The sequence below is a fragment of the Streptomyces avermitilis MA-4680 = NBRC 14893 genome, from assembly GCF_000009765.2.
GTDB lineage: Bacteria > Actinomycetota > Actinomycetes > Streptomycetales > Streptomycetaceae > Streptomyces > Streptomyces avermitilis.
Genome location: NC_003155.5, coordinates 5,199,668 through 5,223,764 on the forward strand (window position 1 = coordinate 5,199,668; position 24,097 = coordinate 5,223,764).

Sequence of the window (24,097 nt, forward strand, 5' to 3'; positions counted from 1 at the left end):
GCACTGCCCGCGGTACTGCCCGTGGCACTTCCCGCGGTACTGCCCGTACTGCCCGTGGCACTTCCCGTGTGGGAACGCTGCTGTTGCTGTTCCTCGCTGTCGCCGGCGCGCTCCTGGCCGGCGCCGCGCCCGTCTCCGCGCACGCCGCGCTGACCGGGAGCGACCCCGCACAGGGAGCGGTGGTCGACAAGGCACCCACCCAGGTCTCGCTCACCTTCTCCGAGAAGGTCGCGCTGTCCGACGGCTCGGTGCGCGTACTGGACCCCAGCGGCAAGCGGGTCGACACCGGCAAGGCATCCAACCCGAGCGGTACGACGTACGGCGTCAAGCTGCACTCGGGCCTGCCCGACGGCACGTTCACCGTCTCCTACCAGGTGGTGTCCGCCGACAGCCACCCCGTCTCCGGCGCCTTCACCTTCTCCATCGGCGCGCCGTCCACGACCTCCGTCTCGCTGTCCGACCAGACGGCGGGCGGCGGAGTCGTCGGCGGGCTCTACGGGTTCGGCCGGTACGTCTCGTACGCGGGCTTCATCCTCATGGTCGGCGGCGGTGCCTTCGTACTGGCCTGCTGGCAGCGCGGGGCGGCGGTGCGGGCGGTGCAGCGGCTCGTGGTCTCCGGCTGGGTCGCGCTCACCTCCGCGACGCTCGCGCTGCTGCTCCTGCGCGGCTCGTACACCGGCTCCGGCAAGGTGGGCGACATCTTCGATCTGACGCTCCTCGGCCAGGTCCTGCAGACCAAGGCGGGCGCGGCACTGGTCTCGCGACTGCTGCTCCTCGCGGCAGCGGCGCTGTTCATCGCCGTGCTCTTCGGGGCGTATGTGAAGCGGGACGCCGAGAACGCAGACGCAGAGGGCGAGGACGAGGACGGCGAGACCGAGAAGAGCGGTTCCGACGCCGACCGGGCCGCCGAGAAGAAGGACCTCACCTTCGGGCTGGCGATCGGCGGGACCGTCGTCGCAGCGGGGCTCGCGGCGTCCTGGGCGATGGCCGAGCACGCCTCGACCGGCATCCAGGCCGGGCTCGCGATGCCCGTGGACGTACTGCACCTGCTGGCCGTCGCCCTCTGGCTGGGCGGGCTTACGACGCTGCTCGTGGCCCTGTACCGGGCACCGTCGATCGAGGTGGCGGCCGTACGCCGTTTCTCTCGCGTCGCCTTCGCAAGCGTGGTGGCGCTGACCGTGACCGGGCTCTACCAGTCGTGGCGGCAGGTCGGTTCGTGGTCGGCGCTCACCGATACGACGTACGGACAGTTGCTGCTGGTGAAGGTCGGCCTGGTAGCCGTTCTCGTCGGCATCGCATGGATCTCCCGACGCTGGACGGCGCGGCTGCCGGAGACGCCGGAGGCCACGGCTACGGCCGAGACCGCTGTGACGGCCGACGCAACAGATGCCACGGACGCGACGGACGCGACGGATACGACCGAGACGGCGGATGCGGAAGAGAAGCAGCGGGCGGAGGTGGCCGCCGGTGCCTCCCCGGCAGTCGGCGCCTCATCCATGGCCGCTGCCTCCCCCGGCTCCCACTCCTCAGAGGCCTCCGACGCCTCCGACGCCTCCGACAAGGGTCCGGAAGACGCCGGAGACTCCCGGCGTGCCGCTCAGCTCGCCCGGCAGCGCGTCGCCGTGGCCACCGCCCGCCAGAAGCGGATCCGCGACGCCGACCCGCTCCGCTCCGGGCTGCGCCGCTCGGTGCTCGCCGAGGCGGGCGTCGCGGTCGTGCTGCTCGCCGTCACCACCGCGCTGACATCCACCGAGCCGGGGCGCACGGAGGAGGCGGCCAAGGCGGTCACCGCCTCCGCCTCCCAGCGGTCCGGGCCGCTGTCACTGACGATCCCGTTCGACACGGGCGGCCAGGACGGCAAGGGCACCGCGCGGCTGACCCTCGACCCGGCCCGCGTCGGCGGCAACGAGATGCACGTCTTCGTGACGCGGCCGAACGGCAAGGCGTTCGACGTCCCCGAGGTGAAGGTGGCCTTCACGCTCGACGCGAAGGACATCGGACCGCTGCCCGTGGTGCCCGACCGCATCGCCACCGGCCACTGGACGGCGAGCGGCGTGCAGATCCCCATGGCGGGCGACTGGAAGATCACGGTGACCGTGCGGACCTCCGACATTGACCAGGCGACCGTGAACAAGAACGCGAAGATCGGCTGAACTCCACCATGGCTGACCACTCCACGCCGGAGGCGTCTTCCGCAGGCGTCCCTTCTCCTCAGGGTGCCGTTTCCGCAAAGGGCTCCCCCAAGAACGCTGTTTCCGAAAACAGCACTCCTGGGGATGCCGTTTCCGAAAACACGCTCTCCAGGGGCGTCTTTTCGCGGCGGCGGCTGCTCGGCACCGCCGGGGCCACCGGGCTCGCCCTCGGCGCGGTCGGCGGGGCCGCCGGATACGCGGCGGCGCCCTCCGCCGAGAAGACCGCGCTCCTGGCGTCGCTCGGCGCGGACCGGGTGATGTTTCACGGGAAACATCAGCCGGGCATCACCACCGCCCTCCAGGCCCGCGGCCACGTCGTCGCCTTCGACCTCGCCGCGGGCGCGGGCCGCAAGGAGGCCGCCGCGCTGCTGCGCCGCTGGTCGGCCACCGCCCAGCGGCTGATGGCGGGCGAGGCGGCCGCACTCGACGACACCGACGTCGCCCGCGACGCCGGCCCGTCCTCCCTGACGGTCACCTTCGGCTTCGGCCACAGCTTCTTCGCCCGGACGGGACTGGAGAAGCAGCGCCCGGTCGCCCTCGACCCGCTGCCGGACTTCTCCTCCGACCACCTCGACAAGACCCGCAGCAACGGCGATCTGTGGGTGCAGATCGGTGCGAACGACGCGCTCGTCGCCTTCCACGCCCTGCGCGCGATCCAGAAGGACACGGGCAGTGCGGCCCGTGTGCGTTGGCAGATGAACGGCTTCAACCGGTCCCCGGGCGCCACCGCGCAGCCGATGACGGCCCGCAACCTGATGGGCCAGATCGACGGGACGCGCAATCCGAAGCCGGCCGAAGCAGACTTCGACCAGCGGATCTTCGTGCCCGCGTCCGGCCACCCGGAGTGGATGGCGAACGGCTCGTACGCCGTCGTACGCCGTATCCGCATGCTCCTCGACGACTGGGAGAAGCTCTCGGTCACGGCCCAGGAGCAGGTCATCGGGCGCCGCAAGTCCGACGGGGCGCCGCTGAGCGGCGGTACCGAGACCACGGCGATGAAGCTGCAGAAGACCGACGCCGACGGCAACCTGGTCGTCCCCCTCAACGCGCACGCCCGCATCACCCGGCCCGACCAGAACGGGGGCGCGGCCATGCTCCGCCGCCCCTTCTCCTTCCACGACGGCTTCGATCCGGACGGGGTACCCGACGCGGGCCTGCTCTTCATCTGCTGGCAGGCGGACCCGCTGCGCGGCTTCGTACCGGTGCAGCGCAAGCTCGACCGGGGGGACGCGCTGTCGCACTTCATCCGGCACGAGGCGAGCGGGCTGTTCGCGGTGCCGGGCGGGGCGGCGGACGGCGAGTACGTGGGGCAGCGGCTGTTGGAGGGATGAGGATCCCCCTTTGGGGCCACGGTTTCCACAGGCATGAGCCGAGTTCCGCAAGGCCCATTAGGGTGACCTCATGCCAGCCAGCTATGCGTATCTCGGTCCCGAGGGCACTTTCACCGAAGTCGCCCTGCGCACGCTGCCGGAGGCCGCGACCCGGGAGCTCGTCCCGATGGTGTCGGTGCCCGCCGCGCTCGACGCCGTGCGCAACGGCGAGGCCGAGGCCGCGTTCGTCCCGATCGAGAACTCCGTGGAGGGCGGCATCACGACCACCCTCGACGAGCTGGTCGCGGGCGAGCCGCTGATGATCTACCGCGAGGTGCTGCTCTCGATCACCTTCGCCCTGCTGGTCAGGCCGGACACGAAGCTGTCGGAGATCAAGACGGTCACCGCACACCCCGCCGCGCAGCCGCAGGTCCGCAACTGGATGAAGGCGAACCTCCCGGACGTCGTCTGGGAATCGGCGGCCTCGAACGCGGACGGGGCGCGCCTCGTCCAGGAGGGCCGGTACGACGCCGCCTTCGCGGGCGAGTTCGCGGCGGCCAAGTACGGTCTGGTGCCGCTGGAGACCGGCATCCACGACGCGGAGAACGCGCAGACGCGGTTCGTCCTGGTGGGCAGGCCCGCCCGGCCCGCGGCGCCGACCGGCGCGGACAAGACGTCCATCGTCCTGTGGCAGCGCGACGACCACCCCGGCGGGCTGCGCGACCTGCTGGGCGAGTTCGCCGTACGAGGCGTCAACCTGATGCTGCTGCAGTCCCGCCCGACCGGAGCGGGTATCGGGAACTACTGCTTCTGCATCGACGCCGAGGGACACATCTCCGACCGACGGGTGGCCGAAACCCTGATGGGCCTGAAGCGGATCTGCCTACAGGTGCGATTCCTCGGCTCGTACCCGCGCGCGGGCGTCAGGGCGGAGGACGTCCCGACCGCGCTGCCGGGGACGTCGGACGACGAGTTCGTGAAGGCCTCGGACTGGGTGGCGCGCTGCCAGGACGGCCGGTTCTAGGCCTTCACCGATTCCGGCCCAGCCTTCACCGATTTCGGCCCAGCCTTCACCGATTTCGGCCCGCCGGTCCTACCTGCACATTTTCGCTGTCCACCGCACTGTCCACAGAAGTTATCCACAGGGCTCCTTCTCGACCTGGGGACAAGTCGACAACGAAGCGCTACACAGTCGACAAATCGGTCTACAGACCCCAACTCCGTCCACAGCCTCGCACCTCGCCCTTCGTCCACCCTTTTCCTTTGATCGACTCTTTAGAGGGAACCATTTCCACTCGAAAGTGGGGGTGGGGATGGTTTGAACCGAGAATTCTTTGCCCGGCATGCGGCTTTAGGAACGATCACTTCCGGAGTCCACAGATCTTCCGCACAGCCTGTGGATAACTCCACGGGGGTGTGGATTCCTGTGGACAAGCGACTCCCCAAGTTCCGCCCGCCGCAAGCGAATCCGGTCAACCCGAGATGTCCACCCAGCACCTTTCAGGGGGACGTGTCGCTTTTCATTGACTTGATCAATCTACTCGGGCATTCAGCCCACACCATCACAAAAGTTGCGTACTGCAATTCCGGGTCGTGTGCCCGAACCTCGCACCGGTAGCCTTGAGGGGTGATTGACCTTCGCCTGCTCCGTGAGGACCCCGACCGTGTTCGCGCCTCCCAGCGCGCCCGTGGAGAGGACGTCGCGCTCGTCGACTCCCTCCTCTCCGCCGACGAGCGGCGCAGGTCGTCCGGCGTCCGCTTCGACGAGCTCCGTTCCGAGCAGAAGGCGCTCGGCAAGCTGATCCCCAAGGCCTCCCCCGAAGAGCGCGCCGAGCTGCTGAAGAAGGCCGAGCAGCTCAAGGCCGACGTCAAGGCGGCCGACGTCGAGCAGCACGAGGCCGACGAGGAGGCCAAGCGCCTTCTCCTCCAGCTCGGCAACCTCGTGCACCCCGACGTCCCGGTCGGCGGCGAGGAGGACTTCGTCGTCCTGGAGACGCACGGCACCATCCGTGACTTCGGCGCCGAGGGCTTCGAGCCCAAGGACCACCTGGAGCTCGGCGAGGCGCTCGGCGCCATCGACGTCGAGCGGGGCGCCAAGGTGTCCGGCTCGCGCTTCTACTACCTGACGGGCGTCGGCGCGCTCCTGGAGCTCGCCCTCGTCAACGCGGCGATCGCGCAGGCCACCGAGGCCGGCTTCATCCCGATGCTGACCCCCGCGCTGGTCCGCCCGCGCGCCATGGAGGGCACCGGCTTCCTCGGCCAGGCGTCGGAGAACGTGTACCACCTGGAGAAGGACGACTACTACCTGGTCGGCACCTCCGAGGTCCCGCTCGCGGCGTACCACATGGACGAGATCCTCGACGCCGACAAGCTGCCGATGCGGTACGCGGGCTTCTCGCCGTGCTTCCGCCGCGAGGCCGGCACCTACGGCAAGGACACCCGCGGCATCTTCCGTGTGCACCAGTTCGACAAGGTCGAGATGTTCTCGTACGTCGCTCCCGAGGACGCGGAGAACGAGCACAAGCGGCTCCTGGAGTGGGAGAAGCAGTGGCTGACCGGCCTCGAGCTGCCCTTCCAGGTCATCGACGTGGCCTCGGGCGACCTCGGCGCCTCCGCGACCCGCAAGTTCGACTGCGAGGCGTGGATCCCGACGCAGGGCAAGTACCGCGAGCTGACCAGCGCCTCCAACTGCGACAGCTTCCAGGCGCGTCGGCTGTCCGTCCGTATGCGCGACGGCAAGAAGGTGCAGCCGCTGGCGACGCTGAACGGCACCCTGTGCGCCGTACCGCGCACGATCGTGGCGATCCTGGAGAACCACCAGCTGCCCGACGGCTCCGTGCGGGTGCCCGAGATGCTGCGTCCGTACCTGGGCGGCCGGGAGCTCCTGGAGCCGGTAGCCAAGTGAGCAGCCCCGCTCCGGGTTCCTCCGCGGAGGGGTTTCCCTACAAGCTGGTCGCGACCGATCTCGACGGGACGCTGCTGCGTTCCGACGGGACGGTCTCGGCGCGTACGCGTGCGGCGCTTGCCGCGGTGACCGCGGCGGGCGCCGCGCACATCGTGGTCACCGGGCGGGCGGTGCCGTGGACGCGGCACATCCTCGACGACCTCGGCTACCAGGGCCTCGCGGTGTGCGGCCAGGGGGCACAGGTGTACGACGCGGGGGAGCACCGGCTGCTCACCTCCGTGACCCTGGACCGGCAGCTGGCCGGTCTGGCCCTGGCGAAGATCGAAGCGGAGGTCGGCCCGCTGCTGCTGGCCGCGAGCCGCGACGGCCTGGACGGTGAGGTCCTGGTCGGCCCCGGCTATCGCGTGCAGGGCGGCCCGCTGCCGGTTCAGCCGATCCGGGACGCGGCGGACCTCTGGTCGGCGCCGCTGAACAAGGTGTACGTCCAGCACCCGACGCTGACCGACGACGAACTCGCGGCGGTGGCGACACAGGTCGCGGGCGGGCTCGTGGGCGTGACGATGGCGGGCGAGGGCATAGTGGAACTCCTCCCCCTGGGGCTGTCCAAGGCGACCGGGCTGTCCCTGGCCGCCCGCCGTCTGCGCCTGAAGGCCGCGGACACGATCGCCTTCGGCGACATGCCGAACGACATTCCGATGTTCGCGTGGGCGGCACACGGCGTCGCCATGTCCAACGCGCACGAGGAGCTTCTGGCGGTGGCGGACGAGGTGACACTCTCCCATGAGGAGGACGGCATCGCGGTGGTGCTGGAGCGGTTGCTGGGATAAGCGGTACGGGCAGGTGGGTGCCCGGAACGCTCATGTCTTGCGGAGGATGCGCGGATCGAACGCGCGCAGGGGTTACCCCCCGACCACGGCTTAGCAAGCCGGTGCCTTACCACTCGGCCAATCCTCCGGGTGGGCGGCCCGCGCGGTGATCGCGCGCTCGAAGCGGCCGCCCCGGACAGCTCCCCGTGCGGTGCGGACTCGACGGAGGGGTAACTACTCCGGAGTCCGCCGCGGGCTGTCCCGTCGGGAGCTCGACGTACTGTCGCTGAACATCGTCGGCTCCTCTCCCAGAACGTGGCGCCGGCTCGATCCGGCGTCGGGGACATGACTACTGTGCCCGTACGCCGAGTTGGACGCCACTGAATAAAAGCGGGGCCGCAGGGCTACCGTCGCCGCCACCTGCGGCGACGCGCCTTGCTGAAGAACCACCCCGCAGGCGGCTCGTCGGACCGCCAGGGCTGCGGATCGGGCGCCTCGTCGCGCCAGCGCGCGGCCAGCATCCGGGCCCGCGCGGAGGGCTCCGCCGCCTCGGCGGACCGTATGAAGTCCTCGTCCAGGACCAGGTCGTCCCAGACGTCCTGGAACTTCCCCTGCCCGTCGTCCCGTGGTGCCTCGGCCGTCATCCCCGTTCCTCCCAGGTGTGCAACTACCCGGCCAGTGTGCCCGGGCAGGTGTGAAGTCGATGTCAAAGCCGGAGGGCGGCCGCCCGCGCGCGTGCTCCGTTTCGGAATCCACGCGCGAGAGGCCGCCCCGGGACGACAGGAAACCCTCACTCCTCCCCGGCCAGCTTCAGCGTCCGCAGCTTCTGCCCCGCGTACCAGGTGGCTGCCACGGTGACCGCGGCCAGCAGCACGGTCGCGGTCGTCAGGCTCACGTCCGAGGTGACGAGGGAGTTGCCGGAGACCTTGTGGCCCACGGCGAGCGCCCACTGCTGCACGCTGAGCGTGCGCGCGCCGGACACCAGCGATCCGAAGAGCGCCTCCCAGACGAGCGCGTAGACGAGCCCGAAGACCACCGCGTGCCGCGTGACCGTGCCCAGGAGGAGGAAGATCGCGGCGTACGCGATGGAGGCGACCAGCGCGGCCACCGTGTACGCCACGGCGATCTGCTGGCCGTTGCCGTTGAGGATCATGCCCGCGATGAAGGTCGGCAGCGCGGAGAACGCCATGGTGACGGCGATGGCGACGATCAGCTTGGTGAAGATGATCGTCGGCCGCTTCAGCGGCTTGGCGAGCAGATACACCACCGAGCCGTCGTCGATCTCGGGTCCGATCGCGCCGGTGCCGGCGATGACGCCGATGATCGGCACCATCGTGGCGAGCGCGAATCCGCCGAGCACGTCGGCTGCCACCTGGTCGTCCGCGCCGGTCAGCGCGCGCACGACGGCGGAGAGCACGATCAGCAGGACGGGCAGCGCGCCGAGGATGAGGGCCCGGCGGCGGCCGAGCAGGCCCCGATAGGTGAGCCGGGCGACTGTGGGGTCGTACATCTTGGGCCTCCTACGCCGCGACGAGATACGAGAAGACGGACTCGAGGGACTCGTCGGACGGCGAGACCGTGAGAAGCCGGATGCCGTGCTCGCGCGCGACCCGCGGCAGCAGCGTCGTGAAGCGGCCGAAGTCGACGGCCTGGATGCGCAGCGCGCCCTCCGCCAGGTCCACTTCGATCCCCGACGTCGACGGGTCCGCGATCAGGGCGGCCGCGAGCACACGGTCGTCGCTGGAGCGCACCAGATAGCGGTGCGGGCGGTCGGTCATCAGCCGGCGGATGCGCCGGAAGTCACCGCTCGCCGCGTGCCGACCGGCGACGATCACCTCGATGTGGGAGGCGAGTTGCTCGACCTCTTCGAGGATGTGCGACGAGAACAGCACCGTGCGGCCCTCGTCGCCCATGCGGCGCAGCAGGTCCATGAGCTGCATGCGCTGGCGCGGGTCCATGCCGTTGAAAGGCTCGTCGAGCAGCAGCAGCGACGGGTCGTGGACGAGCGCGGAGGCCATCTTCACGCGCTGCCGCATGCCCTTGGAGTACGTCGAGATCTTGCGGTCCTGCGCGTACTCCATCTCGACCGTGGCGAGCGCTCGCTGTGCGGCCTTCTTGCCGAGGCCGTGCAACTCGGCGTTGGCGACGACGAATTCGCGGCCGGTGAGGAAGTCGTACATCGCCTCGCGCTCGGGGACGATGCCGATGTGCTGGTAGATCTGCTCGTTGCGCCAGACCGGCTGCCCGTCGAGGGTCACCGAGCCCGTGGAGGGGGCGAGGAATCCGCCCATCATGTTGATGAGGGTGGACTTTCCCGCGCCGTTCGGGCCGAGGAGGCCGGTGACGCCGGGGCCGATCGTCATCGTGATGTCGTTGACCGCCACCACGTTGCCGAACCAGCGTGAGACGTGGTCGATGTTCAGCGTGGTCACAGTCCGACCTTTCGGTAGCGGCGCATCAGAAGGCCGTAGCAGCCCGCGATGAGGCCCAGGACGACGATCAGGAAGACGACGCCCTGCGCGGACGAGGGTCCCGCTTCTCCGGGGAAGGAGGAGCTCGCGCCGAGGAAGGCGGTCTGCATTCCGTCGATGAGCGTGACGGGGGAGAAGAGGCCGAGCCAGGGGACGGCCGAGGTGCTGTTCTGCGCGTCGGCGATGGCCTGAACGGTGGAGACGGCCCCGTAGGAGATGGTCAGAACGGCGATGACGGCTGCGATACCGAAGCCGCGCCGGGGGGTCACCGCCGAGATGACGAGGCCGATGCCGGCGAAGAGCAGGGAGAGCAGTGCCACGGAGACCAGCCCTTGGGCGAATCCCTTCGTCTGGTCGGTGAAGTCGAGCTTGGCCAGCAGCGCGCCCACGTAGAGGACGAGCAGCGGCGCTGCCGTCAGGATGAACATCGCCGACGCCAGGGCCGCGTACTTGGCGCGAACGTAGTCGGCGGTCTCGATGGGACGTGAGAAGTACAGCGGTACGGTCTTGAAGCGCAGGTCTCGCGAGACGGACTGCGGCGCCTGGGAGGCCACGTACAGGCCGATGACGGCCTGCATGATGATCGCGTAGCGCGTGTAGTCGACGGGCAGGTCCTTCGCCTTGGTGGCGACGGCGACCGCGACCATGATCAGCGCGGGTACGCACATCACCACGAAGAGCAGCATCGGCAGCACCTTGGACTTCACCGAGCGGCCCAGGCCGTAGGCGCCGCGCAGGGACTGCGAATACAGGGAGCGGCGGGCGTACGCGCGGCCCAGGCGCGGCCCGTCGTAGTTGCGGTAGCCGATGTTGTGGATGCGGGACTGCTCGCCCGCGTGGGCCGGGGACTGCCCGCCCGCATGGGCCGTGGGCTGCTCAACCGCCATGGCCGACCGCCTCCTTCCGCTGCTCGTCGCTGTTCGTGAAGACCTCGGCGATCTGGTGCCTTCGCTGTTCCATCCGGACCAGGCCGAGGCCGAGGTCGGCCACCACGTCGCGGACCAGGTCGTACGTCTCCTCACCCGACGCGGTCAGCAGCAGGACATGACCCGCGCCCGGCAGCCCGCTGCCGTCGTGGGTGTCCACCCCGCGCGCGTGGAGCACGTCGCGGACCGCACGGGTGCCGTCCGGGTGCTCGTCGCTGTCGGTGACCTCGATCGCGAGGGTCGTGGTGGTCTGGGTGAAGTCCGTGGTGGAGCTGGAGCGCAGGAGCTTGCCGCCGTCGACGACGACGACGTGGTCGCAGGTGCGCTCCAGCTCGCCGAGCAGGTGCGAGGTGACCAGCACCGAGATGCCGAAGTCGGTGTGGATGCGGCGGATCAGGCCGAGCATCTCGTCGCGGCCGACCGGGTCGAGGCCGTTGGTCGGCTCGTCCAGGAAGACCAGCTGGGGGTCGTGGACCAGGGCCTGCGCGAGCTTCACGCGCTGCTTCATGCCCGTCGAGTAGCCGCCGATGGGGCGGTAGCGCTCCTCGTACAGGCCGACGTGGCGCAGCGTGTCGGCGGTGCGCTCGCGGGCGGCCGTGGGCGGGAGTCCGGACATGCGCGCCATGTGGACGACGAACTCGGTGGCCGAGACGTCGGGCGGCAGGCAGTCGTGCTCGGGCATGTACCCCACGCGCTCGCGGATGTCGCCGCCCTTGGTGGCGACATCGAGTCCGAGCACCTCGGCGCGGCCCTCGGTGGCGGGGGACAGACCCAGCAGGATCTTGATCAATGTGGACTTGCCGGCTCCGTTGGCACCGACGAGTCCGGTCACACCGGGTCCGACGTCCACAGAGAGCCGGTCAAGCGCGGTCACCCTGGGGTACCGCTTGCTCAGGCTTTCGGTCGCGATCACAGTCACGTCCTCGACGGTAGTGGCGCACACCACAGCAGTCGTCAGACCGGAGAGCTGTCTCCGCGTAAGACTCCAGTCGTACGGGCCCGTAAGGGACCCCTGCCTGAGAGCTAGACCGCAGGGTCCGGGAGTTTTCCACAGGCGGGCAGCGGCCTATTGACGCGACCCCCAACAACTGTCACATTCACCAGTGTCAAGTTACGGGCACGTACCGCAGTCGACGTGGACTGGACGGTGACATGACTGGCATGACTGGCATGACGCGCATGGTCGGCATGACCAAAGGAGCGGCAGCCGAACTCTCCGCGGAGCTGCGGGGGTTCAAAGAGGTGCAGCGCCTCGCGTACGCGTGTGCGGAGGCGGTCGCGGCGCAGCTGAAGCCCGGTGTGACCGAGCGCGAGGCGGCGCGGATGCAGCGGGTGTGGCTGCGCGAGCGCGGCGTGCGGGACTGGTTCCATCTGCCCTTCGCCTGGTTCGGCGACCGCACCGCGTTCGTGAACTTCCGCGTTCCGCTCCAGTTCTTCCCCACCGACCGCCGGCTGGAGCCGGGCATGCCGTTCATTCTCGACATGGCCCCCGTCCACAAGGGCTGCACGGCGGACATCGGCTACTCGGGCTCCCTGGGCCTCAACCCCGTGCAGGACAAGCTCCTCGCGGACCTGGAGGCGCACCGCGAGCTGATCCTGCGCGAGGTGCGCGAACGTCGCCCGCTGCGCGAGATCTACGAGGACGTGGACCGGCTCATGGTCCGCCAGGGGTATGCGAACCGGCATCGCGCGTACCCCTTCGGTGTGATCGCGCACAAGGTGGACCGGGTGAAGGAACGTGCCTGGTCACCGCATCTGTTCGGGTTCGGCACGCAGTCCCTGAAGGGGCTGGCGGGCGACGCGCTCCGTGGTCACCGCGACGGCTGGTCGCCGCTGTGGTCTCCGTACAGGTTCTCCGATCACCCGCCCAGGCCGGGGCTGTGGGCGGTCGAGCCGCACCTCGGCTTTCGGGGCACGGGCGCGAAGTTCGAGGAGATCCTGGTCGTCACCGACTCCCGGGACCCGGAACAGAGCGCCTTCTGGCTGGACGACGATCTGCCGCATGTGCGGCGCTGGGCGGAGGACAGATGAGTCTTGAGGGGGCGCGCGAGCGCTGGGTGCGGACAGGCGGAATCGAGCTGTGCGTAGCCGAGTTGGGGGACGAGACACAGCCCACGGTGGTCCTCGTGCACGGCTATCCGGACTCCAAGGAGGTGTGGTCCGAGGTCGCCGGGCGTCTGTCGGAGCGCTTCCACGTCGTGCTGTACGACGTGCGCGGGCACGGCAGGTCCACGGCGCCGCAGCCGCTGCGCGGCGGCTTCACGCTGGAGAAGCTGACGGACGACTTCCTCGCGGTCGCGGACGCGGTCAGTCCGGATCGGCCGGTGCACCTCGTGGGGCACGACTGGGGTTCGGTGCAGTCCTGGGAGTTCGTCACGGTCAAGCGCACCGAGGGCCGGATCGCGTCCTTCACGTCGATGTCCGGGCCGTCCCTCGACCACTTCGGCCACTGGATCAAGCGGCGGGTGAAGCGGCCGACTCCGCGTAGGGTGGGCCAGCTCCTGGGCCAGGGCGCCAAGTCCTGGTACGTCTACCTGTTGCACACCCCCGTGCTGCCCGAGCTCGCCTGGCGCGGCCCGCTCGGCAGACGCTGGCCCAAGATCCTCCAGCGGGTGGAGAAGGTACCGGCGGACGGCTATCCGACTCCGTCGCTCCCCTCGGACGCGGCGCACGGCGCCTGGCTGTACCGGGACAACGTACGGGCCCGGCTGAGCCGCCCGCGCACCGACGCGTACGCGCACGCGCCCGTGCAGCTCGTCACGCCCCTGGGGGACGCATTCCTGTCGGAGAAGCTCTACGACGAACTGGAACTGTGGGCTCCGCAGCTGGTCCGCCGCACCCTGCCGGCCAAACACTGGATCCCGCGGACGCGCCCCGACCAGCTGGCGTCATGGATCACGGAGTTCGTGATCGCGAGCGAGGGCGGGCGCCCGGCTCCGGTGGCGAGCGGCCCGTACGCCGACCGGTTCGGCGGGCAGCTCGTGCTGGTCACCGGCGCGGGCAGCGGCATCGGGCGGGCCACGGCCTACGCGTTCGCCGAGGCGGGCGCGCGCGTGGTGGCCGTCGACCGGAACGCGGAGGGCGCGGCCCGCACGGCGGAGATGTCCCGGCTGATCGGCGCTCCCGACGCCTGGGCCGAGACGGTCGACGTCTCCGACGAGCAGGCCATGGAGAAGCTCGCCGAGAAGGTCGCCACCGAGTACGGCGTGGTGGACGTCCTGGTGAACAACGCAGGAATCGGACTCTCGGGGTCCTTCTTCGACACGACCGCGGAGGACTGGCGGAAGGTCCTCGACGTGAACCTGTGGGGCGTGATCCACGGCTGCCGGCTCTTCGGGAAGCAGATGGCCGAGCGCGGACAGGGCGGCCACATCGTCAACACGGCGTCGGCGGCGGCGTACCAGCCCTCGAAGGCGCTGCCCGCCTACAGCACCTCCAAGGCGGCGGTGCTGATGCTCAGCGAGTGCCTGCGCGCGGAGCTGGCCGGGCAGGGCATCGGGGTGTCGGCGATCTGCCCCGGCTTCGTCCACACGAACATCACGTCGACCGCGCGTTTCGCGGGCGTGGCGGCGGAGGAGGAGAAGCGGCGGCAGAAGAGGGCGGCGCGGCTGTACCGGCTGCGGGGGTATCCGCCGGAGAAGGTCGCGGACGCGGTCCTGCGGGCCGTCGTACGCAACCAGGCCGTCGTGCCCGTCACCCCGGAGGCGCGCGGCGCCCACCTCATGTCCCGCTTCGCGCCCAGGGCACTGCGCGCGATCGCACGGCTGGAGCCTCCGCTGTGAGCGGTACCGCGAGCCACCCTCCGAGCGAGGGCCACCATGTGATCGCCCCGCGCCGGGTCTCCTTCGACTGGGGCCGGACTCCACTCCACTGGATCCCGGACGAGCCCGTCGCCACCCACGTCATCAACGTGCTGCATCTGCTGCTGCCGGCGGGGGAGCGGTGGTTCGTGAAGGTCTTCAAGGAGGGACTGCCGCTGATAACGGATCCCGGACTCCTCGACGACGTGAAGGGGTTCATGGGGCAGGAGGCCACGCACAGCGTGCAGCACGCGTACGTGCTGGAGCACCTCGCGGCGCAGCGGCTCGACGCCGCGGACTTCACCAAGTACGTCGACTTCCTCTTCGAGAGGCTGCTGGGCGAGCGGCCGCCCCTGAGCGCACCGATACCGGCCCGCGAGTGGCTGCGGTTCCGGCTCTCGGTGATCGCGGCGATCGAGCAGTTCACGGCGGTACTCGGCGACTGGGTGCTCGCCGCGGACGGCCTGGACCGGGCCGGGGCCGACGAGGTCATGACCGACCTGCTGCGCTGGCACGGGGCGGAGGAGGTCGAGCATCGCGCGGTCGCCTTCGACATGTATCAGCACTGCGGCGGCCAGGGCCTGCCCCGGTACGCCCGCCGGGTCGCGGGCATGGCGGTCACGGCACCCGTGATGCTCTACCTGTGGGCGTGGGGCGCCGCGCATCTTCTGCGCCACGACCCACAGCTCGCCGGACGGCTGCGCTACTCGCTCGCCGCGCACAACAGGGCCGTACGCAGGGGGCTGCTGCCCGGCTGGAAGGAGCTGGGCACGGCGATACCCCGGTATCTGCGGCGGTCGTACCATCCCTCGCAGGAGGGCTCGCTGCGCAGAGCCGTCACCTATCTGGCGCAGTCGCCGGCGGCACGAGCAGCGGCGGGGGCGGCCAGGCGGGCGGGTACAGCGTAGGCGGCCGCCGTCCGGCCGGGCAGGATCTGCCGGGGCCGGTCGGGTAGTCCAACGGGCCGGGGCCGTTGCCCGGTGAACGAGAAGGCAGGGAGCGCGTGAGCGAGTCGGGCGGGGTGACGTACCGGATCGAGGACCTGGCGCACCGCAGCGGTGCCACGGTCCGCACCATCCGCGCCTACCAGGACCGCGGGCTGCTCCCCCGGCCCGAGCGGCGCGGCCGCGCCAACGTGTACGCGGACGCGCATCTGGCCCGGCTGCGCCAGATCGCCGGCCTCCTCGACCGCGGCTACACCCTGGCCTCCATCAAGGAGCTCCTGGAGGCGTGGGACTCCGGCCGCGGCCTGGGCGGGGTGCTCGGGCTGGTCGCGGAGGTCGACGGTCCGTGGTCCGACGAGGAGGCGGGGCGGATCTCACGGGCCGAGCTGTCCGAGCGTTTCGGCGGCAGCCCCGACGACGCGGCGGTCGCGGACGCGCTCGAGCTCGGGGTGCTGGAGCCGGTACCCGGGCACGAGGACCTGTTCCTCGTGCCGAGCCCCCAAGAGCTCGCCGTGGCGGTCGAGTTGCATGAGGCGGGCGTTCCGCTGTCCGCGATCGCCGGGCACCTAAGGGAGTTGAGGGGGCAGGTGGAGCACATCGCCTCCCGTTTCCTGGAGTTCACGACCGAGCACGTGTTCGCGCGCTACCTCGGTGAACATCCGCCGAACGAGGTGGACGCGACGGAGGCGGCCTCGCTCGTTCGACGGCTGCGGCCACTGGCGCAGCAGACGGTGGACGCCGAACTCGCCCGCGCGATGCGCCTGTTCGCCACCCGGCACCTGCGCCTGCACCTCGGCGCGGACCAGCCGGCTCCCCCCGAGGAGGAGACCCGTTCCGTGTCGATTCCGGCGGACACGATGCGGGCCGTGGAGAGACTGGTTGGCTCGGACCAGGCCGCCTCCTTCGTCGCGTTGGCGGCCGAACGCGAGCTCCGGGCCAGGGCTTTGGACCAACTCGCCGCAAAGCATATGCATAAGCACATAGTTGACGAAGAGTCCTAAACAGCGGACCACTTGTCCACAGAATCGCCAATTCACCTGTGGATAACCGCACTTGGCTGTGGATCAAACCTCCGGACCGTCATCAGAATGCGTGATCAGCGTCTCGCTCGGGGCGCGCGGGATGAATGCCGGCGAGACGCACGTCACTCGCGCCATCGGTGCGGGCCCGGGACTCCGCCGCCGCACCGTTCACACCGCACCGTCGCGGACCGCTCACGCACTGTCATCACCACATCGCCCGCCCCCGCACCGTGCGTGGGCATTCCGCGGCTGCGCTTACGCTCGATGTATGAGTCTGCGTCTGAGCACCGTGATCCTGCCGTACGTCCGCTGGCACGAGGGCGGGCGTTCCGCATGGCAGCGTGCGGAGCAGCTCGGCTTCCACACCGCGTTCACCTACGACCACCTGTCGTGGCGGTCCTTCCGGGACGGCCCGTGGTTCGGCGCCGTGCCGACGCTGACCGCCGCGGCCGCCGTCACCGACCGCCTGCGCCTCGGCACGCTCGTGACCTCGCCGAACTTCCGGCACCCCGTGACGCTCGCCAAGGAGCTGATCTCCCTCGACGACATCTCCGGCGGGCGCGTCGCCCTGGGCATCGGCGCGGGCGGCACCGGCTTCGACGCCACCGCGCTCGGCCAGGAGCCCTGGACACCGCGGGAGCGCGCCGACCGCTTCGGCGAGTTCGTACCGCTGCTCGACCGGCTGCTGACCGAGGACTCCGTCTCGTACGAGGGCGACTACTACTCCGCGCACGAGGCACGCAACATCCCGGGCTGCGTCCAGCGCCCCCGGCTGCCGTTCGCGGTGGCCGCCACCGGTCCGCGCGGGCTGAAGCTCGCCGCGCGCCACGGGCAGGCCTGGGTGACCACCGGCGACCCGCGGCTGTACGAGAACGGCACCCCTGAACAGTCGGTTCAAGCCATTCGCGGACAGGCCGAGAAGCTGGCCGACGCGTGCGCCGCGATCGGCCGCGACGTGAAGGAGCTGGACAAGGTCCTGCTCACCGGCTTCACCCCGGACCGCGGTCGCCCGCTGGAGTCCCTCGACGCGTTCGTCGACTTCGCGGGCCGCCACATGGAGCTGGGCATCACCGACATCGCGATCCACTGGCCCATCCCCGACTCCGACTTCGCCGCGGACGAGAAGGTCTTCGAACAGATCGCCATGGAGGCACCGGCCCAGCTGCGCTGAGCCGGCCGAGGCAAGCCGCCCGAAGCGCGCGACGGCGCAAGCCGCGCAGAGCCCACCGCACGAGCCGCGCGGAGCTTGACCGGGCGAGGCCGAGCGTACTTTGACGGGGCGAGGCCGGGCGGCAGAGCTTGACGGGGCGTAACAGCGCTGGTGGGGACGGTTATCACTCACATGTGCGGACCACTGCACGGCCGTGCGCGCATATGCGGGAGAATGGGCCGGTGACCTCAGCGACTCGACGGCCCGAGACCCCGGCCTCCACCGTTCCGCCCCGGCTGATCGCCACGGACCTCGACGGCACCCTCCTGCGCGACGACAAGTCCGTCTCCGAGCGCACGGTCGCCGCCCTCGCGGCCGCCGAGGAGGCCGGCATCGAGGTCTTCTTCGTCACCGGCCGCCCGGCCCGCTGGATGGACGTCGTCAGCGACCACGTCCACGGGCACGGTCTGGCGATCTGCGGCAACGGCGCGGCCGTGGTCGACCTGCACGGCGGCCCCGGCGCGCACCGCTTCGTCAAGGTCCGGGAACTGGAGCGGGAGAACGCCCTCGACGCCGTGCGGCTGCTGCGCGACGCCGCGCCGGGCACGGTGTACGCCGTCGAGCAGACGTACGGCTTCTACCAGGAGCCCGCGTACCCGAAGCTGCACATGGAGGTCCCCGACAGCCTCGCGCCCGCCGAGAAGCTCCTGGCGCCGGACGCTCTCGGAGCCGACGAGCCCGTCCTGAAGATCCTCGCGTACCACCCGGAGATCGACCCGGACGCGTTCCTCACCCTCGCGCGCCTCGCCGTCGGCGACCGCGCCAACATCACCCGGTCGAGTCCCAGCGCCCTCCTCGAGATCAGCGGGCCCGGCGTCTCCAAGGCCAGCACCCTCGCGCTGTGCTGCGCCGAGCGCGGCATCTCCCACGAGGAGGTCGTCGCGTTCGGCGACATGCCGAACGACGTCGAGATGCTCACCTGGGCCGGCCGCTCGTACGCGATGGGCAACGCCCACCCGGACGTCCTCGCCGCGGCGTCCGGACGGACCGTCGCCAACAACGAGGACGGGGTGGCCGTGGTGATCGAACGGATACTCGCGGAGCGGTTGTAAGGAACACGCGGTTGTAAGGAACACGCGGTTGTATGGAACAGGATTGCCCCGTAGGCCTGTTGCCACGGCTTCGCGGCCCGTCAGTACGGCGCCTGCCACGTCACCGTCGTACCGGCCCCGTTCTCTCCCGTCCCCGGCCCGAACCAGCTGTCCCCGCCCAGTGACCCGGCGCGCCGCTCGAGGTTCGTCAGACCGCTGCGACGGCCGATGTCGGGGATGCCGACACCGTCGTCCGTGACCGTCAGCCGCACACCCGGCCGGCCGTCGGGCAGCGTCACCGTCGCGTCGACGACGACGTCGATGCGCGAGGCCCCCGCGTGCCGGAACGCGTTGGACAGGGCCTCGCGGAGAGCCGCGATGAGGTTGTTGCGGGTGAGTTCACCGACCGCCGTGTCGACGGGTCCGAGGAAACGGTACGACGGTGTGAAGCCGAGGGGGATCGCGGCCGTCTTGATCTCACGCAGCACCTGGGCCCGCAGCCCGGACGGCACCTCGGCGGGCCCCTGCTGGAGCGCGAAGATCGCCGTGCGGATCTCCTGGATGGTGACGTCGAGTTCGTCGACCGCCTTACCGACGCCTCGCCGCACCTCGGGCACGCCGGACCGGCGCTGCGCGCTCTCCAGCATCATCCCGGTGGCATAGAGCCGCTGAATGACGAGGTCGTGCAGATCACGGGCGATCCGGTCGCGGTCCTCGTACACCGCGAGCCGCTCCCGGTCCCGCTGTGCCTCGGCCATCATCAGCGCGAGCGCGGCCTGGGAGGCGAACTGCGCGGCAAGGGTGCGCTCGGTCTCCGTGAACGGGCGGCCGCCGCGTGCACGGGGGGTGACGAGGGCACCGTGCACCCGGCCGTCGCTCCGCAGCGGCAGCATCATGACCGGCCCGTAGTCGCGGAAGAGATGGGTGATCGTGCGGGGGTCGCCGGCCGCGTCCGCGAGGAACACGGCCCGGCCGTCGAGGAGTTCGGAGGCCAGTTCACTCTCCGGCGGGATGACCGCGCCCAGCGCCTTCGGGCGCTGATCCGCGGCCACGGCGACGATCTCCAGACCGCCCTCGTCCGCGGGCAGCAGCACGATCCCGGCCGTCGAACCGGAGAGCCGCCGTGCCTGTTCGGCGACGACCTGGAGGGCGTCCTCGGGATCGCCGCCGGACAGCAACGCGGTGGTGACGGCCACCGAGCCGTCGATCCACCGCTCGCGCTGCTTGGCGGCCTCGTACAGGCGGGCGTTGCCGATCGCGATGCCGGCCTCGATGGCCAGCACGCGGACCATGTCGAGGTCGTAGTCGTCGAACAGGCCGCCGCCGCGTTTCTCGGCGAGATAGAGGTTGCCGAAGGTCTTCCCCTGTACGCAAAGGGGAACTCCGAGGAAGCTGCGCATCGGCGGATGGTGCTCGGGGAAGCCGCACGAGCGCGGGTCCTCGGTCAGCTCCGCGAGCCGCACCGGCGCCGGGTCGTGGATGAGCGCACCGAGCAGCCCCTTGTGTCCGTCGGGCAGCCGGCCGATCAGGCGGGCGGTCTCCGCGTCGACCCCGTGGTGGACGAAATCCGCAAGACCGTCGCCGTCCTCGGCCACGACGCCGATAGCCGCATAGCGGGCGTTCGCCAGCTCGGCCGCCGTCTCGCAGATCCGGACCAGCGTGGAGTGCAGCTCGAGCCCGCTCCCGACCGACCGCATCGCCTTCAGCAACTGCGGCACCCGCGCGGTCAGCCCACGGGAATCGGCGTCATCCCCTCTGCCCGCTTCGGGCTCGGGGGCGTCGCCTGGCGATACGGGGGCTGCGGGCATGCCCGTAGCGTACTTAGTCCCATTTACAACGGAAAGTCCGAATACAAGTTCCGTCCGTCCCGCGCCCGCTCCACCTAGCGGGCCACCGCCCCCACCAGCAACCCGTCCTCGGTCTCCCGGCCCACCATCTCCCGCAGCGGCCCGTTCACGGCTGCCAGCTCCGCGTAGGCCCCGCGTTGCACCGCGCGCCCGTCCGCCAGCACGATCACCTCGTCGACCGCTTCCAGTCCGGCCAGCCGGTGGGTGATCAGCAGTGTCGTACGCCCCTCCGTCGCGGCCAGCAGGTCCGCCGTGAGCGCGTCCGCCGTCGGCAGGTCGAGGTGTTCCGCGGGTTCGTCGAGGACGAGCACCGGGAAGTCGGCCACCAGGGCACGGGCCAGCGCGAGCCGCTGACGCTGGCCGCCGGACAGCCGTGCCCCGTGCTCGCCGATCAGCGTGTCGAGCCCGTCGGGCAGCCCGTCCACCCAGTTGAGGAGCCGGGCCCGCGCCAGCGCGTCGCGCAGATCCCCCTCGGTGGCGTCCCTGCGGGCAAGGAGCAGGTTCTCGCGCACGGAACTGTCGAAGAGGTGCGCGTCCTGGGCACAGAGCCCGACGAGCCGCCGTACGTCGTCGCCGTCGAGGGCGTACGCATCCGTACCGCCCAGCGTGTACGTCCCCGCACCCGCGTCCAGGAACCGCAGCATCACCTGCGCGAGCGTCGTCTTGCCCGACCCGGAGGGGCCGACCACGGCGATCCTGCGACCCTTTTCGAGCGTGAGGTCGAGCCCGGCGAGCGCGTCCCGGTGCTGCCCCTCGTGGCGGGCGGTCAGCCCCGTGACGACGAGCGGGAACGGCGACGCGGGCGCCGTACGCGGCCGCTCCGGCTCCCGTACGGGCTCGGGGGCGTCCAGCACCTCGTACACGCGCTCGGCGCTCCTGCGCACGCGCTGCCGGTACTGCACGGCCGGCGGCAGTCCCAGCACGGCCTCGAACGCGGCCAGCGGGGTCAGGACGACGACGGCCATGGCCACCCCGCTCAGGCGCCCGTCGACGACCGCCTGCGCGCCTACGAGGGCGGCCGCCACCACGGTCAGTCCGGACAGCAGCGCGGTGAGCCCGTCGCCGAGCGCGGTGGCGGCAGCGGCACGGGAGGCGATACGGGTGAGCGTGGCGTCGGCCCGGCGTGCTCCGGCGATCCGTGCGGGCAGCGCGCCGGCCACCGTCAGCTCGGCCGTCCCGGTCAGCAGATCGGTCACCCGGGTCGCCAGCACGCCTCGGGCGGGCGCCAGCCTGCGCTCCGCGCGACGGGCCACGGCCGCGGTCACCAGCGGGACGCCGACCCCGGCCGCCAGCAGGCCGACGGCAAGGGCGGCCCCGGCCTCGGGCAGCAGCCAGGCGGTGAACCCGACCGAGGCGGCGGAGACGACCAGTGCGGCCCCGGCGGGCAGCAGCCACCGCAGCCAGTAGTCCTGAAGCGCGTCCACGTCGGCGACCAGCCGCGACAGCAGATCACCCCGCCGGGTCGTGCGCAGCCCGGCGGGGGCCAGCCGTTCCAGACGCCGGTAGACGGCGACCCGGGTGTCGGCGAGCATCCGCAGCACCGCGTCGTGCGACACGAGCCGCTCCGCGTAGCGGAAGACGGCCCGCCCGATCCCGAACGCCCTCGTGGCGGTCACGGCGACCATCAGATACAGCACGGGGGGCTGCTGCGAGGCCCGGGAGATCAGCCACCCGGAGGTCGCCATCAGCCCCACGGCGCTCCCGAGTGCGGCCGCACCGAGCAGCAGGGCGAACGTGAGGCGCCCTCGCCGGGGACCGGCCATGGCACGCACGCGAGAAAGCACTCGTCCGTGCCGCAGGGGAGAGCGGCGGACATCGTCCTCGGCGGCCGAGGGCACGGCATCGGCCGCCTCGCGACCGGACGTCTGGTCCCCTCCGCCGGACACAGCACCGGCGGCCCTGGCGGACTCCGCCGACTCCACGGCCGCGGCCGGCTCCGCGAGCTCCATCGCTGCCGACTCGACGGGCTCACACCGCACCACCCGGTCCGCCACCCCGAGCAGCGCCGGCCGGTGCACCACCAGCAGCACCGTCCGTCCCACTGCCAGCCGCCGCACCGCAGCCACCACCTCGGCCTCGGTCGCCCCGTCCAGGGCTGCCGTGGGTTCGTCGAGCAGCAGCACGGGCCGGTCCGCGAGGAACGCCCGGGCCAGGGCGAGCCGTTGGCGCTGCCCGGCGGAGAGCCCGGTGCCGTCCTCGCCGAGCAGCGTCTCGGCGCCCTCGGGCAGCGCGTCCACGAATTCCAGGGCTCCGGCGTCGGCGAGCGCCCGGCGCACCTCGGTGTCGTCCGCGCCGGGACGGGCCAGCCGCACGTTCTCGGCGATGGTCCCCGCGTACACGTGCGGCCGCTGCGGCACCCAGGCGATCCGCGAACGCCACTCCTCCAGGTCCGCCGAGGCGAGATCGGCTCCCCCGGCCCGCACCCGCCCCTCGGTGGGCGATACGAACCCCAGCAGGACGTTCAACAGCGTCGACTTCCCGACGCCGCTCGGCCCTACGAGCGCCACGGTCTCGCCGGCTGCCACCGTGAAGGACACCTTGGACACCGCGTCGGCCGACCGCCCGGGGTAGCGCACGGTCACGTCCTCGAAGGCGATCTCACCCTCCGGTGCCCGCAGTGAGCCGGAGACCGGCGCCGGGGTCTCCAGCACCGCGAAGATCTCCTCCGCCGCCGCGAGCCCCTCCGCCGCCGCGTGGTACTGGGCGCCCACCTGCCGCAGCGGCAGATACGCCTCGGGCGCCAGGACAAGGATGACCAGGCCGATGTACAGGTCCATCTCGCCGTGGACGAGCCGCATGCCGATGGTCACCGCGACCAGCGCGACGGAGATCGTGGCGAGCAGTTCCAGGGCGAAGGACGACAGGAACGCGATCCGCAGCGTCCGCATGGTCGCCTGCCGGTACTCGCCGGTGATCCGCCTGATGGACTCGGCCTGCGCCTTGGCACGGCCGAACACCTTGAGTGTCGGCAATCCGGCGACCACGTCGAGGAAATGTCCCGACAGCTGGGACAGCAGCCGCCACTGGCGGTCCATCTGGGTGCGCGTGGCCCAGCCGATCAGAATCATGAAGAACGGGATCAGCGGCAGCGTGCCGACGATGATCGCCGCCGACACCCAGTCCTCGGTGACGATCCGCGCGAGCACCGCCACGGGTACGACCACCGCGAGCCCCAGCTGCGGGAGATAGCGCGAGAAGTAGTCGTCGAGGGCGTCGATCCCCCGCGTGGCCAGGGCAACGAGCGAGCCGGTGCGCTGCCCGCTCAGCCACCCCGGTCCGAGCGAGGCCGCCCGCTCCAGCAGCCGCCTCCGCAGCTCCGACTTCACCGCCGCGCTCGCCCGATGCGCGGCAAGTTCGGTGAGCCACGCGACAAGACCGCGCCCGGCCGCGACGGCTGCCAGCAGCACAAGGGGCGTGCGGAGCTCAGCGACCGAGTGACCGTGCTGGAAGGCACCGACCACGATCTCGGCGATGAGCATCGCCTGAGCAATGACCAGCACCGCTCCGACAGCACCCAGAACGACGACCGCCGCCAGGAAGACGCGGGTGGCGCGAGCGTATCGAAGCAGACGCGGGTCGATTGGTTTCACGTGAAACACACCCTCGGTTCAACCGGCATGTTTCACGTGAAAC

The 24,097-nt window shown here is 71.0% G+C and carries 18 protein-coding genes and 1 tRNA gene; 11 read left to right on the forward strand and 8 right to left on the reverse strand.

Going from position 1 to position 24,097, the window contains the following annotated elements:
• The first annotated feature begins 68 nt into the window (after positions 1–68).
• The 5 genes from SAVERM_RS21930 to SAVERM_RS21950 all read left to right on the forward strand — a co-directional run bounded on the left by SAVERM_RS21930 (position 69) and on the right by SAVERM_RS21950 (position 7,234).
• Positions 69–2,153: a copper resistance CopC/CopD family protein gene (locus tag SAVERM_RS21930; RefSeq protein WP_010985668.1), complete on the forward strand. Its 2,085-nt coding sequence runs from the start codon at positions 69–71 to the stop codon at positions 2,151–2,153.
• An 8-nt stretch (positions 2,154–2,161) separates the two neighbouring features.
• Entirely contained in the window at positions 2,162–3,523 is a 1,362-nt protein-coding gene (efeB, locus tag SAVERM_RS21935) for an iron uptake transporter deferrochelatase/peroxidase subunit (RefSeq protein ID WP_010985669.1), read from the forward strand.
• Positions 3,524–3,593: 70 nt separating this feature from the next.
• Complete coding sequence (gene pheA / locus SAVERM_RS21940; protein ID WP_010985670.1) at positions 3,594–4,526, forward strand: prephenate dehydratase; 933 nt, start codon at positions 3,594–3,596, stop codon at positions 4,524–4,526.
• Positions 4,527–5,129: 603 nt separating this feature from the next.
• Positions 5,130–6,407, forward strand: coding sequence for a serine--tRNA ligase (serS, locus tag SAVERM_RS21945; RefSeq protein ID WP_010985671.1), 1,278 nt, complete (start codon positions 5,130–5,132; stop codon positions 6,405–6,407).
• On the forward strand, positions 6,404–7,234 hold the full coding sequence (locus SAVERM_RS21950) for an HAD family hydrolase (RefSeq protein WP_010985672.1): 831 nt from the start codon (positions 6,404–6,406) through the stop codon (positions 7,232–7,234). The genes serS and SAVERM_RS21950 overlap by 4 nt, the downstream gene beginning before the upstream one ends.
• Positions 7,235–7,274: 40 nt before the next feature.
• On the opposite strand, the gene SAVERM_RS21955 is transcribed toward SAVERM_RS21950, so the two are convergent.
• The 6 genes from SAVERM_RS21955 to SAVERM_RS21980 all read right to left on the reverse strand — a co-directional run bounded on the left by SAVERM_RS21955 (position 7,275) and on the right by SAVERM_RS21980 (position 11,523).
• Positions 7,275–7,361 (reverse strand) — tRNA-Ser (locus SAVERM_RS21955).
• Between the two features lie 256 nt (positions 7,362–7,617).
• Positions 7,618–7,857, reverse strand: coding sequence for an SGM_3592 family protein (locus tag SAVERM_RS21960; RefSeq protein WP_010985673.1), 240 nt, complete (start codon positions 7,855–7,857; stop codon positions 7,618–7,620).
• Between the two features lie 146 nt (positions 7,858–8,003).
• Complete coding sequence (locus SAVERM_RS21965; protein ID WP_010985674.1) at positions 8,004–8,723, reverse strand: ABC transporter permease; 720 nt, start codon at positions 8,721–8,723, stop codon at positions 8,004–8,006.
• Between the two features lie 10 nt (positions 8,724–8,733).
• The gene (locus SAVERM_RS21970) at positions 8,734–9,645 is read right to left on the reverse strand and encodes an ABC transporter ATP-binding protein (protein ID WP_010985675.1); all 912 of its coding nucleotides are present in this window, start codon (positions 9,643–9,645) and stop codon (positions 8,734–8,736) included.
• Positions 9,642–10,571, reverse strand: coding sequence for an ABC transporter permease (locus tag SAVERM_RS21975; protein WP_010985676.1), 930 nt, complete (start codon positions 10,569–10,571; stop codon positions 9,642–9,644). Before SAVERM_RS21975 ends, SAVERM_RS21970 begins: the two co-directional genes overlap by 4 nt.
• On the reverse strand, positions 10,561–11,523 hold the full coding sequence (locus tag SAVERM_RS21980; RefSeq protein WP_010985677.1) for an ABC transporter ATP-binding protein: 963 nt from the start codon (positions 11,521–11,523) through the stop codon (positions 10,561–10,563). Before SAVERM_RS21980 ends, SAVERM_RS21975 begins: the two co-directional genes overlap by 11 nt.
• Positions 11,524–11,780: 257 nt before the next feature.
• Between SAVERM_RS21980 and SAVERM_RS21985 the strand changes: the two genes are divergently transcribed.
• The 6 genes from SAVERM_RS21985 (at position 11,781) to SAVERM_RS22010 (ending at position 18,638) form a co-directional block, all read left to right on the forward strand.
• The gene (locus SAVERM_RS21985) at positions 11,781–12,641 is read left to right on the forward strand and encodes a M24 family metallopeptidase (protein ID WP_237529461.1); all 861 of its coding nucleotides are present in this window, start codon (positions 11,781–11,783) and stop codon (positions 12,639–12,641) included.
• Positions 12,638–14,392 (forward strand): SDR family oxidoreductase, encoded by a 1,755-nt coding sequence (locus SAVERM_RS21990; RefSeq protein ID WP_010985679.1) that lies wholly within the window; start codon positions 12,638–12,640, stop codon positions 14,390–14,392. Before SAVERM_RS21985 ends, SAVERM_RS21990 begins: the two co-directional genes overlap by 4 nt.
• Entirely contained in the window at positions 14,389–15,318 is a 930-nt protein-coding gene (locus SAVERM_RS21995) for a metal-dependent hydrolase (protein ID WP_010985680.1), read from the forward strand. The genes SAVERM_RS21990 and SAVERM_RS21995 overlap by 4 nt, the downstream gene beginning before the upstream one ends.
• 95 nt (positions 15,319–15,413) lie before the next feature.
• Positions 15,414–16,355: a MerR family transcriptional regulator gene (locus SAVERM_RS22000; RefSeq protein ID WP_107083094.1), complete on the forward strand. Its 942-nt coding sequence runs from the start codon at positions 15,414–15,416 to the stop codon at positions 16,353–16,355.
• A gap of 289 nt (positions 16,356–16,644) precedes the next feature.
• Positions 16,645–17,547: an LLM class flavin-dependent oxidoreductase gene (locus SAVERM_RS22005; RefSeq protein ID WP_037647689.1), complete on the forward strand. Its 903-nt coding sequence runs from the start codon at positions 16,645–16,647 to the stop codon at positions 17,545–17,547.
• 203 nt (positions 17,548–17,750) lie between these two features.
• Positions 17,751–18,638 carry a Cof-type HAD-IIB family hydrolase gene (locus tag SAVERM_RS22010; RefSeq protein WP_171033169.1) on the forward strand — a complete coding sequence of 296 codons (888 nt, stop codon included), beginning with the start codon at positions 17,751–17,753 and terminating at the stop codon, positions 18,636–18,638.
• A gap of 80 nt (positions 18,639–18,718) precedes the next feature.
• Here SAVERM_RS22010 and SAVERM_RS22015 read toward each other — a convergent pair whose 3' ends face one another.
• Both SAVERM_RS22015 and cydD read right to left on the reverse strand, forming a co-directional pair.
• Positions 18,719–20,425, reverse strand: coding sequence for a GAF domain-containing sensor histidine kinase (locus SAVERM_RS22015; protein WP_010985684.1), 1,707 nt, complete (start codon positions 20,423–20,425; stop codon positions 18,719–18,721).
• Between the two features lie 74 nt (positions 20,426–20,499).
• A complete protein-coding gene (gene cydD, locus SAVERM_RS22020) occupies positions 20,500–24,054 on the reverse strand; it encodes a thiol reductant ABC exporter subunit CydD (RefSeq protein ID WP_010985685.1) in 3,555 nt (1,184 codons plus the stop codon).
• Between the last annotated feature and the right edge of the window lie 43 nt (positions 24,055–24,097).